We start from the raw sequence: 13,815 nt of genomic DNA, 5'->3' as shown, positions 1-13,815 counted from the left end.
TATGTGACTTATGGCACACTTCCCGGGCGCGGTTTTACGCGATCTTGATGTTGATGGTTCCAAGCGATTTGCCAACGAAATTCACAAGGATATTGAAATGAGCAAGCAGGCCGAATTTGCGGTCATCCTCAAGATGAATGCGATGTTCGCCGATCTCGGCGCAGACGAACTCCAGCGGCTGGCGAATCTCTGCCACACCCAGCATCTGGGGAATGGCGAGGTGCTGTTCCAGAAGGGCGACCCAGGCGATGCGCTGTTCGGCGTGCGCCGAGGCCAGGTCCGTATCGAGACCGGCGCCTCCGACGGCAGCCGCCTGACGCTGAACTTCATGGGGCCCGGCGACCTGTTCGGCGAGGTTGCGGTGCTGGATGGCCAGAGCCGCACTGCGGACGCCACCGCGGGCGAAGCCAGCGAGCTGTTCGTGCTGCGGCGCGAAGACTTTCTCGCCTTCCTCGAACGCGAGCCGAAAGTCGGGATCAAGATCATCGCGCTGCTCTGCCAGCGCATCCGCTGGCAGAGCGAGCGCATGGAAGAGTCCATGCTCCAGCCGCTGCCGGTTCGCCTCGCGCGGCGCCTCTGCGCGCTCGCCGCCGATTTCGGCTCGGAGGTGCACATCTCGCAGGAGCAACTCGGCGTCTTCGTCGGCGCCGCCCGCGAGAGCGTCAACCGCCAGCTTCAGGCCTGGCGCAAGGAAGCGATCCTCGATCTCCAGCGCGGCCGCATCCTGCTGCGGAACATGACCAAGCTGACGGCGATCGCGCGCAACGAGTAGGGGGGCCGTTAGGCTGGGTCGCTACAATCGGGGCGAAGGAGTTCGTCAGAAGAGTCCCAACTCGCGACCCACGCTTTAACGACCTTGATCGGCACAGCACGACCGGTACGTCTGAATGCCTGGTAGCGAAGACGATCCTCCGCTATGTCGGGTTCTCGGATGGCGCTCGCTGAACTGCCTCGTGTGCTTGACGCTGGTGCCACATCTACTCCGCCGCAGGGTGCACGATATTCTTCGGCCGCGGCATCGCTTCGGCCGGCGCAGCTCCGTGATGACTTGCGCCCTCCGCATCTTCGCTGTGCACGACCAGCCGCTTGGCGAAGCGCCAGATCAGGGCGCCGAGATCGTCCATCACCATGAACATCGCGGGCACGAACACCAGCGACAGGATGGTCGAGAAGATTAGGCCACCGATCACCGCGAGCGCCATCGGCGAGCGGAACTCGCCGCCCGCGCCGACCGCGAGCGCGCTGGGCATCATGCCCGCGGCCATCGCGATCGTGGTCATCACGATCGGGCGAGCGCGTTTCATGCCTGCGTCGATCATGGCTTCTTCGCGCGGTGTGCCGGCGTGAATGGATTCGATGGCGAATTCCACCAGCATGATCGCGTTCTTGGTGACGATGCCCATCAGCATCAGGATGCCGATCCACACTGGAGTCGTGAGCTGCTTGCCGGTGATCAGCAGGGCCGCGATCGCGCCGCCGATCGAGAGCGGAAGCGAGAACAGGATGGTGATCGGCTGCAGGAAAGTGCCGAACAGCAGCACCAGCACGGCGTAGACCATCATCAGGCCCGCCGTGATCGCGGTGGCAAAGCCTTCGGACAGTTCGTTCAGGCTTTCGGCGTCGCCGGAGGGGGAGACCTTCACGCCCTTCGGTCGGCTCTTCATGACCGGCAGATCGTAGATCTTCTTGGTGGCGTCGCCGAGCGCGGCGGAGCCGACGAGATCGGCCGCGACGGTCGCCTGTCGCTCGCGATCGTAACGGTTGATGCTGGTCGGACCCTGGTCGAGCTTGACGTCGGCGATGACGGACAGCGGCACGCCGCCCTTCTCGCCGTGCTCGCCGAGCGGCACGCGCAACTGTTCGAGCGTCTTCAGATTGCCGCGCGCGGCATCCTCGAGCTGCACTCGGATCGGCACCAGACGGTCGCCAACGTCGAACTTGGCAAGCGCGGGGCCGACGTCGCCGATGGTGGCGACGCGGATGGTCTGCGATAGGCTTTCGGTTGAGACGCCGAGCCGTGCGGCGAGATCGGCGCGCGGTTCGACGCGCAGCTCGGGCCGCTCCAGCGTGGTTTCCGAGATCACGTTGGAGATGGTGGGAATCCGCTTCATCTGCGTCGCGAGTTCGCTGGCGACGTTGTTGACGATGTTGGCGTCTGCGCCGGTCACGACCAGCGAGATGGCGCGCAGGCCGTTCTCGTCGAGGAACCAGAAGCGGATGTCTGGAATGTTCTCCAGCTCCTGGCTGATCGAGAATTCGAGCTCGCGCTGGGTGATGTCGCGGCTGTCCTTGGGCGTGTAATTGATGATCAAGGCGGCGCGCCGGACTTCCTGGGTCCCCGGTGGAACGCGGCCGCCGTCGACGAAGATGCTCTTCACCTCGGGCCGCTTGCGCAGGCGCGCCACGATGTCTTCGGTGACTTTTTCGGTGTAGGCGAGCTGCGTGCCCGGCGGCAGCTCGAGCGCAACCAACGAGCGCGAGCTGTCCTGCGCCGGCAGGAAACCCTGCGGCAGCAGCGTAATGCTCCAGATCGAGGCGGCGAAGACGCCGAAGCCGACCAGCACCGTAATGAAATAGTGCTTCACCGACCAGGCCACGAGCCTGTGATAGGACCGCAGCACGCGGCCGGGCGGCGGCTCTTGGTGATTGCTATGTTTGAGGAAGTAGGCGGCGAGCACCGGCGTGACGAAGCGCGCCGCGAGCAGCGAGAAGAACACCTGTACCGAGACGGTGATGCCGAACTGCTTGAAGAACTGTCCGGCGATGCCCGACATGAAGCTCGCGGGCGCGAAGATTGCGATGATCGTCAGCGAGATCGCGATCACCGCGAGGCCGATCTCGTCGGCGGCTTCCAGGGCGGCACGATAGGGCGACTTGCCCATGTTCATGTGCCTGACGATGTTCTCGATCTCGACGATGGCGTCGTCGACCAGAATACCCGTCGACAGCGTGATGGCGAGGAAGCTGACGAGGTTGAGCGAGAAGCCGAGCAGGTCCATCGCCCAGAATGCCGGGAAGATCGACAACGGCAGCGAGATCGCGGCGATGATGGTGGCGCGCAGGTCGCGCAGGAACAACAGCACGATGACGACGGCGAGGATGGCGCCTTCGAACAGGGTCGAGATCGCCGCGTGGTAATTGCCATTGGTATATTCGACCGAGGTGTCGATCACCTTCAGGTCGACGTCGGGATAAGTGGCCTTGAGCGTGTCGATGCGCTTCTGCACGGCCTCGGCGACCTTCACGTCGCTGGCACCCTTGGAGCGCTTGATGCCGAGCGCGACGATCGGCTCGCCGTTGAAGCGGGCGAAGGTACGGCGGTCTGCGATGGTGTCGGTGACGGTGCCGAGATCGTCGAGCCGGACCTCGCCGCCGCCGAACAGCGGAATCATGGTGCCGGCGAGATCGCTCAGCGTCTTGGCGCCGGCGAGGGTGCGGATCGCCTGGTCGTTCTTGCCGATCTCGGCGCGGCCGCCGGCGACGTCGACATTGGTGCCGCGCAGGCTCTGGCTGACGTTGACGGCCGTCAGCCCCATCGACTGCAGGCGGTCGGGATCGAGCGAGACCAGGATCTCGCGCTCGACACCGCCGATGCGCTCGACCTGGGCGACGCCGCGCACGCCTTGCAGCGCGCGCTTGACCACGTCGTCGACGAAATAGGAGAGCTGCTCCGGCGTCTTGCCGGGCGAGATCGCGGCATAGGTGACGATCGGCAGGCCGATGACATCGACGCGCTGGATCAGCGGCTCGGTGACGTTCTGCGGCAGGTTCGAGCGCACGCGCGTCACCGCGTCCTTGACGTCGTTGAGCGCGCGGTCGGTGTTGGTTTCCAGCGCGAACTGGATTGTCGTCACCGACAGGCCGTCGGTGATCTGCGAGGTGATGTGCCTGACCCCTTCGACACCGGAGACGGCGTCTTCAACCGTCTTGGTGACCTGGGATTCGAGCTCGGCGGGTGCCGCGCCGAACTGCGATACCGCGACCGAGATCACGGGAATGTCGGCCGAGGGTAGCCGCGTCACCGCGAGCTTGGTGAAGGACACCCAGCCGAGGATCAGGAGGATGATGGAAAATACGACCGACGGCAGCGGATTGCGGATCGACCATGCCGAGATATTGAGAGCCATCAGCGTACCCGCGTGCGATCGAGTTCATCAGCGAACATGGTCTTGATCTGGTCGCCGTCATGCAGCGAAGAGCCGGCGTCGGCGACGACGATCTCGCCGACATTGAGGCCTTCCAGGATTTCCGTCGCGCTGTCCGAAGACAGCCCGACCCGTACCTTGCGCGTCTCGACAATGTTGCTCTTGACGACCTGCACGGTGAGATGGTCGATCGCGGTCTTGGGAACCGCGACGCCGCAGCTTCGCTTGGCGTCGATCGAGGCGCGGGCGAACACGCCGACTTTCAGCGAGGGATTGTTGGTGACGCTGATGCGCACGCGGCCGAGCTGGGTGGCGCGATCGATTTCGGGCGCGACTAGCCTGACCCGCCCGATCAAATCGGGCGCGTCGTCGCGGCTGATGCGCACGGTCGCGCCGGAGCTGAGCTTGGCCATGTGCACCGCGGGCACCTGCGCGTCCAGCTCGATCTCGTTGTTGACGGCGATACGGAACATCGGGCCGGCCTGCGGCGAGGCCGGCGCGCCGACGATGGTGCGGACCTCGGTGACGAGGCCCGGCGCAGAGGCCTTCAGCGAGACCGGACCTTGCGGGCCGGGCCGCGGCGGCTGGCCCGGAATCTGGGGCGGTGCGGTCAGGCGCGCCAGCTCCTGATTGTCGGTGACGAGGGTGCCTTCGGTGACGAAGAGGTCGGTGACCCTGGATCCCTCCTGGTCGGCGACGACCACGGCTTCGCGGCGCGGCACGAAGAAGCCGGTCACCCGGACCAGGTCGGAGAAGCAGGCATTGGTCGACTTGGTCACGATGACCAGCGCCTCGCTCGGCGTTTCCTTGGGCTCGGCGCGGTGCCGGTGCTCGAACAGATAATAGCCGACGCCGAGCGCGACGACGAAGATCACCGTTCCGGCTGGCTTGAGATATTGGGAGAGGTTCATTGCCGGATCGTCCTGGCCTGGCTCACGGCCATCCGCGCGCGGCCCATGGAGAGCGTTTCCCTGAAATAAAGCAGCGTCCCGCAAGGCTGCGGGACGCGCACTGGAAGCGAGACTTTACACCACATCACGACTTGTCACTTCAAAGGATTACGTCGTGGTCACTTCGATGCGGTAGTCTTGTTTTCCATGTTGACGACCTGCACGCGACGATTGACTTCCGCCATCGGCTGGGCCGGGTCCTTCAGCTTGCTCTTGCCGTAGCCGACCGTGACGAGGTCGGTCGCGGAGATGCTGTATTTGTCGACCAAATAGCGCTTGATCGAATCCGCGCGGCGCTCCGACAGATCCTGATTATAGCTCTCGCTTCCGGCGGCGTCAGTATGGCCGGCGACCACGAAGGTCGAGCCTTTCAGGTCGGGGCTGGTCAGCGCGCGGCCGAGCGCCTGGACCGAGGCAAGCGATTTGGCGCTGATATTGGCCGAGTTGTAGTCGAACGTGATTTCCAGATCGATGTTCGGCTTGTCCTTGGCCGCCGACGCGATTTCTTCACGCTCGGTCGACGACAGCGACCGTGTCGAGCGGCCGCGCACGGACTGGATCAGCTTGGTCTCCGTGGCACTCGGTGCGGGATCGGCCTGCGGAGCGATCGAGAGGCCGCGGGTCAGCGGCTTCTTCGGCGGCGGCGCCAGCGCGCGGACGATCTCGTCCTCGGTGACGTTCTTGCTGTTGCCGTCGTCGGCTGCGAATGCCAGCGGGATCGTCAGCGACAGCGCGGCGCCGACGGTGATGATGGACAGGATTGCGGTAAGTCCCTTTGCAGCCAATCTCATAGCCAGTCCCTCCTGCGCAGCCAGCTGGTGCGGTTCGAAAATCCTGCAATAAGCCCCCGAAAGGACGGCCTGCGGCATCCGTTCGATTAGTCTTCGCCGGGCCGTCGCGGGTTCGAGGCACATCGGCCCCGATTCAAAAAAATATCAACGCACTCCGTAGCTTGCGAATTCCTGAACAATGTTCGGGTCCATCGCCTTGGCATTGGCGATGTCGAGCGCGCCCTCTTGGGCCGAGCCGTTGCGCTGCTTGGCGATCCCGCGTCCGAACAGCGAGGAGGTCAAGCGCGGATTGATCCTCAGGGCGGCCTCGAAATCGGCGATGGCGTTCTTGACCGCCCCCGATTTCAGATTGACGAGCCCCCGGCTGTCCAGCGCGTCGACGAAGTTCGGTCGCAGCCGGAGGGCCTCGTTGCAATCCTTCAGCGCGCCCTGGAGGTCGCCGACCACGGTGCGGGTCCAGCAGCGATTGTTCAGCGCCTCGACGTCCTTCGGGTTGATCCGGAGCGTCTCGTCAAAATCCTTGATGGCCAGGCTGTAGGCGCCCTTGCTGGCATAGACCTGACCGCGCCGGTAAAGCGCGTTCACGTCATCCGGATTGGCCGCGATCTTGGCGGTCAGCCCCTTGATGGTGGGGTCCTCGGCCAGGGCGGCCGCACTCGGCCCGCTCTCCATGGTCGGAGCGGTGGCGGGATCGGCCGGAATCACAGGCGGAGGCGGCGGCGGTGCCGGCGGCAAGGCAGCCTCGACCTGCGGCTTCGGTGACGGAGCGGGCGCAGCCACCGTCTCGGCCGGTTTCGGCGGCGGAGGCGGTGAAGGTGCGGGTGGAGTCGGCGGCGGGTTGTTGGCGACGACCGGCGGCGGGGGAGGCGCAGGTGGCGGCGTGGTGGTCGGGCGCGACCCGCCGGCCCCTGGAATGAAGGAGAAATCCTCGGCCAGCGACGAGGATATCCACGGCACCTGCTCGCCCCGGGAGGCGCGGGTGACGCCCATCTTGGTGCGGTTCAGCGTCTCCTCGGCCATCAGGTCGGGGACGCGGATTTCCTTGAGGAGTTCCTGGACGAACAGGCTGTGCTCGCCGCCGGCGTCCGAGACCACCGAGGCCAGTGCCGCCGAATACATCACCAGCGTGCCGTTCGGCGCGATGACGGGCGTGAGGCCGGCCGAGAAGCTGCGGAACCGGCGCTCGAACGGGTTGCGCCTGGAGGCATCGACCAGCGCGATCTTGACGCCGGCGCCGCGGGTGTTGAGCTCGCCGAGCACGGTTTCGAGGCTGATGCCGTCGCGCCGCACGTCGGATTCGGTCCAGATCTGCGCATCGATCGGCAGCAAATAGCTCTGCCGCGCGGACTGGATGCCGAAGCCGCTGAAGAACACCAGTGCCACCGACCCCGGCTTGATCTTGCCGTAGAGCTTGTCGAAGGCGCGGCGCATGCCGTCGCCGGTCAGGTTCTCACCGATCTCGACGGAAAAGCCGTCGCGCTTGAGCTCGTCGGCGACGTCGCGCGCGTCGTTGAGCGGTTCCTTCAGGGGAGCGTCGGCGTCCGGATATTTGGCATTGCCGATGACCAGCGCAAAGCGATCGCCGGCCGCAAGTGACGGAGCGGTCGGGATGAGCGACACGAGCAAGGATAGAACGAAAAGCAGGCCAATTTTCATAATTAGCGCGATCCAGCCAAAAAGGCGCCGTTTCCAGCTTGCGCCGCGGCGACCTTAACTTACGCAATGTGCATTATCAAACCGGGGGAGGGGGGCGTCAACCGCTTGCGGATTCGGCGCTATCGCGACAATTGACCGCGACGCATGGGCATGTTGCGGGGGAATAAACGGGCGGTCATGATCGCACGCGATGCATTCTGGTTGTCATGCTGGTTGTCATTGCGGCTGCAAATTAGGGCAGCCATGGCGACAACAATGTGATTGGTCTCACATTGCGGACGGGCCTCCTTCAACCTGCGGTGTTTGACCTTTGCGGTGGACGATGGCTTGGTGCGGTCGATCGCCGCTGAAGGTGCACCCACAAAAAGAGCAAGATCAAAACCATGGGAAACGCCTACGAAATCTACGCACTGCGCTATGCGACGATGTCGCCGCGCACGCCCCACATGAACTTCCTCGCGCCCGACCCGCATGACAGCGCGGCGCAGGATCTCGACTATTTCGTCTGGCTGATCCGCGGCAACGGCCGCGACATCCTGGTCGATACCGGCTTCAATGCCGAGGAAGCGTCCGCGCGGGCGCGCAAGCTGACGCTCAATCCGGTCGACGCGCTGGAGCGCTTTGGTGTCGCGGCAGCGAGCATTCGCGACATCATCGTGACGCATCTGCATTACGACCATGCCGGCAATCTCGACCGCTTCCCGAACGCCCGCTTCCATCTCCAGGAGCGCGAGATGGCCTACGCGACGGGGCGCTGCATGTGCAACGGACTGCTGCGACATCCGTTCTCGGTCGAGCACGTCACCCAGATGGTCCGCCATGTCTATGGCGAGCGCGTCAATTTCTATTCCGGCGACGGCGAGGTCGCGCCCGGCGTCACCTTGCACCGCGTCGGCGGCCATTCGGATGGCTTGCAGGTGGTCAGAGTCGAGACCGCGCGCGGACCGGTGGTGCTGGCGTCCGATGCCGCGCATTATTACGCCAATCTCCAGCGCAGAAGCCCATTCCCGATCGTCTACAATGTCGGCGACATGACGGTTGGCTGGGAGACCATCGAGCGCCTCGCCGGCCATCCTGACCGGTTCATTCCCGGCCATGATCCGATCGTGACGGAGATCTATCCGCGCGCCAGCGACAAGGTCGATGTCTGGGCGCTGCATTTGCCGCCGTCGCGATCATTTGCGAAGTGATCAATACGCCTGCTTGGCGTCGGCCTCTTCGCTGGTCTGGATCAAATCGAGGCTCTGTTCGATCTTGCCGAGCAGCGTCGATAGCTGTTTGCGCTCCTGCGCGGTGAGGCAGGCGAGGATCTCGTCTTCCCGCCGCAGCAATTGCGGAAACAGCTCCTCGTAGAGCGTGCGGCCTTTCCTGGTCAGTCGGAGGCGGAATTCGCGACGGTCGGCTTCGTTCTCGACGCGCTCGATCAAACCCTGGTGCAGCAACATGGTCACCGCGCGGCTGATCGTGGATTTGTGCGTGCGGGTGCATTGCGCGACGTACTGCGCGCTGCAGGCATCGTTGCGGAAGCCGAGCGTCGCGATCACGCGCCATGCGGGGATGTCGAGGCCGTGACGCTCCTGATATTCGACGGCGAGTGCGGAACTCACCTCCGCGGCGAGCCGGTTGAGGCGGAACGGCACGAACCTGAACAGGTCGAGCCGTGTTTTTGGCCGCGGTGAAGCCTCATCGGCCTCGCGTGTCTTCAGCGCGATGTCGCTGGATGTCCTCGCCAAGGAGAGCGCTCCGAATTCCAGTTGACGGCCGGCCGGCTCCGGTCCAAAATAGTTGCACGTGAGACTATTAGCAGATCAGGCCTCTCCTGACCAGAGCCGAGGTTAGCGCATGGCGACGGCCAATACGCATCAGGCCAAAACCCAGTTCGGCTATCGCCGCCACCCCGATCAGGATCGTCCCGGCCAGAGCGCGGCCGAGCATCCCGTGGTGATCGTGGGCGCTGGCCCGGTCGGGCTGTCGCTTGCGATCGACCTTGCCCAACGCGGCCAGCGCGTCGTTCTTCTGGATGACGCCGACCGCATCGGAGAGGGCTCCCGCGCGATCTGCTTCTCGAAACGCTCGCTGGAATATTGGGACCGGCTCGGCGTCGGCGACCGCATGGTCGACAAGGGCGTGGTCTGGAGCGTCGGCCGCATCTTCCACGGCGAGCAGCAGCTCTACCAGTTCAATCTACTGCCGGAGGACGGTCACAAGCGGCCGGCCTTCATCAATCTCCAGCAATATTACGCCGAAGCCTATCTGGTCGACCGCATCAGCGAGCTGCCCGAGATCAATTTGCGCTGGCGCAACAAGGTGACGGCGCTGGAGAGCCGCAACGATTCCGTCGCGCTGACGATCGAGACGCCGGAGGGCGCCTATCGCCTGCACGCGCAATATGTCGTCGCCTGCGACGGCGCGCGCTCGTCGCTGCGGCAGATGGTGGGCGCGGACTTCGCCGGACAGGTGTTCGAGGACCAGTTCCTGATCGCCGACGTCAAGATGACCGCGGAATTCCCGACCGAGCGCTGGTTCTGGTTCGATCCGCCGTTTCATGCGGGACGTTCGGCGCTGCTGCACCGACAGCCCGACGATGTCTGGCGCATCGACCTTCAGCTCAATCGCTATGCCGACCCCATCGTCGAGAAGAAGCCCGAGAACGTGCGGCCGCGGATTGCGCGCATGCTCGGCCACGACAAGTTCGAGTTCGAGTGGATCTCGCTTTACAAATTCCAGTGCCGGCGGATGGATCGCTTCGTCCATGGCCGCGTGATCTTTGCAGGCGATTCCGCGCACCAGGTCTCGCCCTTCGGCGCGCGCGGCGCCAATTCGGGACTCGAGGACGCCGAGAATCTCTCCTGGAAGCTCGACCGCGTGCTGCGCGGCGCCTCACCCGCGAGCCTGCTCGAGAGCTATCACGTCGAGCGCAGTCTGGCGGCCGACGAGAACATCCGCGAATCCACCCGCTCGACCGATTTCATGGCGCCGAACTCGCATCAGGAAGCGCGGCTGCGCAAGGCGGTGCTGTCGCTGGCCAAGGAAACGGAATTCGGCAAGCGCATGGTCAATGGCGGGCGGCTCTCGGTGCCGTGCAGCTATGACTCGCCGCTGTCATCGCCGGATGCGGATGCGTGGCGCGGTGGCCCGCTCCCGGGTTGTTCGATGCTCGATGCTCCCGTTACGACGCGCGCGGGCGAGCAAGCCTATTTGACGGATGCATTCCGCAAGGGTGGAACAGACTTCACCTTGCTGTCGTTCGGCAACGGCGCGGCGATCGATGCGCCTGTTGGTGTGAAGGACATCTGCATCGGCGGTGAGGACGGGCTCGCAGATCCGGCAGGGCTCACTGCAAAGCGCTATGATGCGGAACCAGGCTCAGCCTACCTATTAAGGCCGGACGGTTATGTTGCGGCGCGCTTCCGCCACCCCACGCGCGCTGGCGTCGCGGCAGCGCTGTCACGGGCGCAGGGCTTGAATCAAGAATTTGCTTGAATTGAGGACTCGCATGCCGCTCTCCACCAGCTCCAACTTCGCGCGACCCGACGACGCCTTTCGCGCCATTGTGGAGGCGCATCGTGGCTTCACCGACGAGCAGAGCGCGGACTTCGACGCGGCGTTGGTGCTGATCCTCGCCAACCATATCGGCGATATCATCGTGCTGCGGGAGGCGCTTCTCCTCGCCAAGCGGCGCATGATCGACGGCCAGCAGCAGCAACAGCAACAACAATAGCCCCCAAAGACTTGAAGGATGAAATTGATGGCGAAGAACTTCGCATCCACCGGCGACCTCTCCGAGAAGAAGATCACCTTCTCCGAGATTGGCACCGATCTCTACGCCTTCACCGCGGAGGGCGATCCGAACACCGCGATCATCGTCGGCGACGACGGCTGCCTGGTGTTCGACGCGCAATCGACGCCGGCGATGGCCAACAAGGTGATCGAGCGTGTCCGTACCGTCACCGACAAGCCGATCAAATATGTCGTGCTGTCGCATTATCACGCCGTGCGCGTGCTCGGCGCCTCCGCCTACAAGGCGCAGGGCATCGTCGCCTCGCAGGAGACCTATCGCCTGATCGAGGAGCGTGGCCAGCAGGATTGGGATTCCGAGTACGGCCGCTTCCCGCGCCTGTTTCAGGACGCATCGAGCATACCCGGCTTGACCTGGCCGACGCTGACCTTCGAAGGCGAGATGTCGATCTATCTCGGCAAGCGCGAGGTACGCCTGATGCAGCTTGGCGCCGGCCATACCTCGGGCGACATCGTCGCCTGGGTGCCGGATGCCGAGGTGATGTTCTCCGGTGACCTGATCGAATACCACTCGGCCTGCTATTGTGGCGACGCACACCTGCGCGAATGGCCGCTGACGCTGAACGAGATCCGCAACTTCAATCCCAAGGCGATCGCGCCGGGCCGCGGCGATGCGTTGAAGGGTGTCGCCACGGTGCGCGAAGCCATCGCGATGACGCGCGACTTCGTCACCTCGCTCTACGGCGCCGCCGAAATCTCGGTCGCCAAGGGCCGCACGCTGAAGGAATCGATGGCCGCGACGCGCGAGGTCATGGATCCGAAATTTTCGAGCTTCGCCATCTACGAGCACTGTCTGCCGTTCAACGTATCTCGCGCCTATGACGAGGCGTCGGGGATCGACGACCCCGTGATCTGGACCGACAAGCGCGACCAGGAGATGTGGGCCGCCCTGCAAGGAGGAGGATCATCATGAACATCAACACCTCGCCCGATCAGATCATTCGCAGCACGGCCCAGGTCACGCCGGGCTACATGTCCGGCTTCGGCAACAGTTTCGAGACCGAAGCGCTGCCGGGCGCGCTGCCGATCGGACGCAACTCGCCGCAGCGCTGTGCCTACGGCCTCTATGCCGAGCAGCTCTCCGGCTCGCCCTTCACGGCGCCGCGCGGCAGCAACGAGCGCTCATGGCTCTATCGCATTCGCCCGTCGGTGAAACACTCGGGTCGTTTCGAGAAGGTCGACGGCGGCCTGTGGCGTTCGGCACCGTGCCACGAAAACGACCTGCCGATCGCGCAATTGCGCTGGGATCCGGCGCCGATCCCGAAGGAGGACATGACCTTCCTTCAGGGCGTGCAGACCATGACCACCGCCGGTGACGTCAACACCCAGGCCGGCATGGCCGCCCACGTCTATCTCATCACCAAATCGATGGTGGACCAGCACTTCTACAATGCCGACGGCGAGCTGATGTTCGTGCTGCAGCAGGGCAATCTTCGCATCGTCACGGAGTTCGGCCGCATCGACGCCGAGCCCGGCGAGATCGTGGTGATCCCGCGCGGCGTCAAGTTCCGGGTGGAGATTCCGAGCGGACCGGCGCGTGGCTATCTCTGCGAAAACTACGGCGGCGCCTTCACGCTGCCGGAGCGCGGACCGATCGGCGCCAACTGCCTCGCCAATGCCCGCGACTTCCTGACGCCGGTCGCGCACTACGAGGACAAGGACACACCGACCGAGCTTTACGTGAAATGGGGCGGATCGTTGTTCAGGACGCAGTTGCCCCACTCGCCGATCGACGTCGTCGCCTGGCACGGCAATTATGCGCCGTATAAATATGATCTGCGCACCTTCTCGCCGGTCGGCGCGATCGGCTTCGATCATCCCGATCCCTCGATCTTCACCGTGCTGACCTCGCCGTCGGAGACCGCGGGCACGGCGAATATCGACTTCGTGATCTTCCCCGAGCGCTGGATGGTCGCCGACAACACCTTCCGCCCGCCGTGGTATCACATGAACATCATGAGCGAGTTCATGGGCCTGATCTACGGCGTGTACGACGCCAAGCCGCAAGGTTTTGTGCCGGGCGGCATGAGTTTGCACAATTGCATGCTGCCGCACGGCCCCGATCGCGATGCCTTCGAGCACGCCAGCAACGGCGAGCTGAAGCCGGTCAAGCTGACCGGCACCATGGCCTTCATGTTCGAGACCCGCTACGCGCAGCGCGTCACCGCGCACGCCGCGAATTCCGCGACGTTGCAGCATGACTACGCGGATTGCTGGAAGGGCCTCGCGAAGCGGTTCGATCCGAGCAAGCCGTAAGCTTCTTACCCTCTCCCCTTGTGGGAGAAGGTGGCGCGAAGCGCCGGATGAGGGGTATCTGTCCGCGAGTCCGAAGGAGAGGTTCACGCGCGGATAGAACCCCTCACCCGTCGGGGGCCGGGGGGGGGGGGCCCCCCCCCCCCCCAACGGGGAGGGGTAAGAGCTTTAGGCGTGGTGGGGGAGGAACCCGAACCGCGGGCCCTGCCACAAAAACCGGAG

General features: G+C 64.4%; 11 protein-coding genes. 6 read left to right on the top strand and 5 right to left on the bottom strand.

Features of this window, described 5'->3' with window-relative positions; all coding sequences use genetic code 11:
• The first annotated feature begins 97 nt into the window (after positions 1-97).
• Positions 98-772 (top strand): Crp/Fnr family transcriptional regulator, encoded by a 675-nt coding sequence (locus tag AC0L23_RS30810; protein WP_018456597.1) that lies wholly within the window; start codon positions 98-100, stop codon positions 770-772.
• Positions 773-977: 205 nt separating this feature from the next.
• Here AC0L23_RS30810 and AC0L23_RS30805 read toward each other — a convergent pair whose 3' ends face one another.
• The 4 genes from AC0L23_RS30805 to AC0L23_RS30790 all read right to left on the bottom strand — a co-directional run bounded on the left by AC0L23_RS30805 (position 978) and on the right by AC0L23_RS30790 (position 7,542).
• Positions 978-4,127 carry an efflux RND transporter permease subunit gene (locus tag AC0L23_RS30805; protein WP_085348880.1) on the bottom strand — a complete coding sequence of 1,050 codons (3,150 nt, stop codon included), beginning with the start codon at positions 4,125-4,127 and terminating at the stop codon, positions 978-980.
• Positions 4,127-5,056: an RND family efflux transporter gene (locus AC0L23_RS30800; RefSeq protein WP_018456595.1), complete on the bottom strand. Its 930-nt coding sequence runs from the start codon at positions 5,054-5,056 to the stop codon at positions 4,127-4,129. Before AC0L23_RS30800 ends, AC0L23_RS30805 begins: the two co-directional genes overlap by 1 nt.
• A 158-nt stretch (positions 5,057-5,214) precedes the next feature.
• Positions 5,215-5,886, bottom strand: a complete 672-nt coding sequence (locus tag AC0L23_RS30795; protein WP_026233202.1) for an OmpA family protein — start codon at positions 5,884-5,886, stop codon at positions 5,215-5,217.
• A 144-nt stretch (positions 5,887-6,030) separates the two neighbouring features.
• Entirely contained in the window at positions 6,031-7,542 is a 1,512-nt protein-coding gene (locus tag AC0L23_RS30790; protein WP_473357719.1) for a caspase family protein, read from the bottom strand.
• A gap of 383 nt (positions 7,543-7,925) precedes the next feature.
• On the opposite strand from AC0L23_RS30790, the gene AC0L23_RS30785 reads away from it, so the two are divergent.
• Positions 7,926-8,732, top strand: coding sequence for an N-acyl homoserine lactonase family protein (locus AC0L23_RS30785; protein WP_085358505.1), 807 nt, complete (start codon positions 7,926-7,928; stop codon positions 8,730-8,732).
• Here AC0L23_RS30785 and AC0L23_RS30780 read toward each other — a convergent pair whose 3' ends face one another.
• The gene (locus AC0L23_RS30780; RefSeq protein WP_018456591.1) at positions 8,733-9,275 is read right to left on the bottom strand and encodes a MarR family winged helix-turn-helix transcriptional regulator; all 543 of its coding nucleotides are present in this window, start codon (positions 9,273-9,275) and stop codon (positions 8,733-8,735) included.
• Between the two features lie 109 nt (positions 9,276-9,384).
• On the opposite strand from AC0L23_RS30780, the gene AC0L23_RS30775 reads away from it, so the two are divergent.
• Genes AC0L23_RS30775 through hmgA form a run of 4 tightly spaced genes read left to right on the top strand, consistent with a single transcriptional unit; the run spans position 9,385 to position 13,596 of the window.
• Positions 9,385-11,025 carry an FAD-dependent oxidoreductase gene (locus AC0L23_RS30775; RefSeq protein ID WP_085358507.1) on the top strand — a complete coding sequence of 547 codons (1,641 nt, stop codon included), beginning with the start codon at positions 9,385-9,387 and terminating at the stop codon, positions 11,023-11,025.
• Between the two features lie 13 nt (positions 11,026-11,038).
• On the top strand, positions 11,039-11,263 hold the full coding sequence (locus tag AC0L23_RS30770; RefSeq protein WP_085358509.1) for a DUF2783 domain-containing protein: 225 nt from the start codon (positions 11,039-11,041) through the stop codon (positions 11,261-11,263).
• Positions 11,264-11,290: 27 nt separating this feature from the next.
• Entirely contained in the window at positions 11,291-12,253 is a 963-nt protein-coding gene (locus AC0L23_RS30765) for an MBL fold metallo-hydrolase (protein ID WP_085358535.1), read from the top strand.
• Positions 12,250-13,596 (top strand): homogentisate 1,2-dioxygenase, encoded by a 1,347-nt coding sequence (gene hmgA, locus AC0L23_RS30760; RefSeq protein ID WP_018456587.1) that lies wholly within the window; start codon positions 12,250-12,252, stop codon positions 13,594-13,596. The genes AC0L23_RS30765 and hmgA overlap by 4 nt, the downstream gene beginning before the upstream one ends.
• The last annotated feature ends 219 nt before the right edge of the window (positions 13,597-13,815 follow it).

Source organism: Bradyrhizobium sp. MI1.4, from assembly GCF_055811315.1.
This window is presented reverse-complemented; position numbering and strand designations above follow the sequence as displayed.

Coding starts and splice junctions, on each gene's coding strand:
- AC0L23_RS30810 (WP_018456597.1), top strand. CDS start 98: ATGAGCAAGCAGGCCGAATTTGCGGTCATCCTCAAGATGAATGCGATG.
- AC0L23_RS30770 (WP_085358509.1), top strand. CDS start 11,039: ATGCCGCTCTCCACCAGCTCCAACTTCGCGCGACCCGACGACGCCTTT.
- AC0L23_RS30805 (WP_085348880.1), bottom strand. CDS start 4,127: ATGGCTCTCAATATCTCGGCATGGTCGATCCGCAATCCGCTGCCGTCG.
- AC0L23_RS30775 (WP_085358507.1), top strand. CDS start 9,385: ATGGCGACGGCCAATACGCATCAGGCCAAAACCCAGTTCGGCTATCGC.
- hmgA (WP_018456587.1), top strand. CDS start 12,250: ATGAACATCAACACCTCGCCCGATCAGATCATTCGCAGCACGGCCCAG.
- AC0L23_RS30765 (WP_085358535.1), top strand. CDS start 11,291: ATGGCGAAGAACTTCGCATCCACCGGCGACCTCTCCGAGAAGAAGATC.
- AC0L23_RS30795 (WP_026233202.1), bottom strand. CDS start 5,886: ATGAGATTGGCTGCAAAGGGACTTACCGCAATCCTGTCCATCATCACC.
- AC0L23_RS30785 (WP_085358505.1), top strand. CDS start 7,926: ATGGGAAACGCCTACGAAATCTACGCACTGCGCTATGCGACGATGTCG.
- AC0L23_RS30790 (WP_473357719.1), bottom strand. CDS start 7,542: ATGAAAATTGGCCTGCTTTTCGTTCTATCCTTGCTCGTGTCGCTCATC.
- AC0L23_RS30800 (WP_018456595.1), bottom strand. CDS start 5,056: ATGAACCTCTCCCAATATCTCAAGCCAGCCGGAACGGTGATCTTCGTC.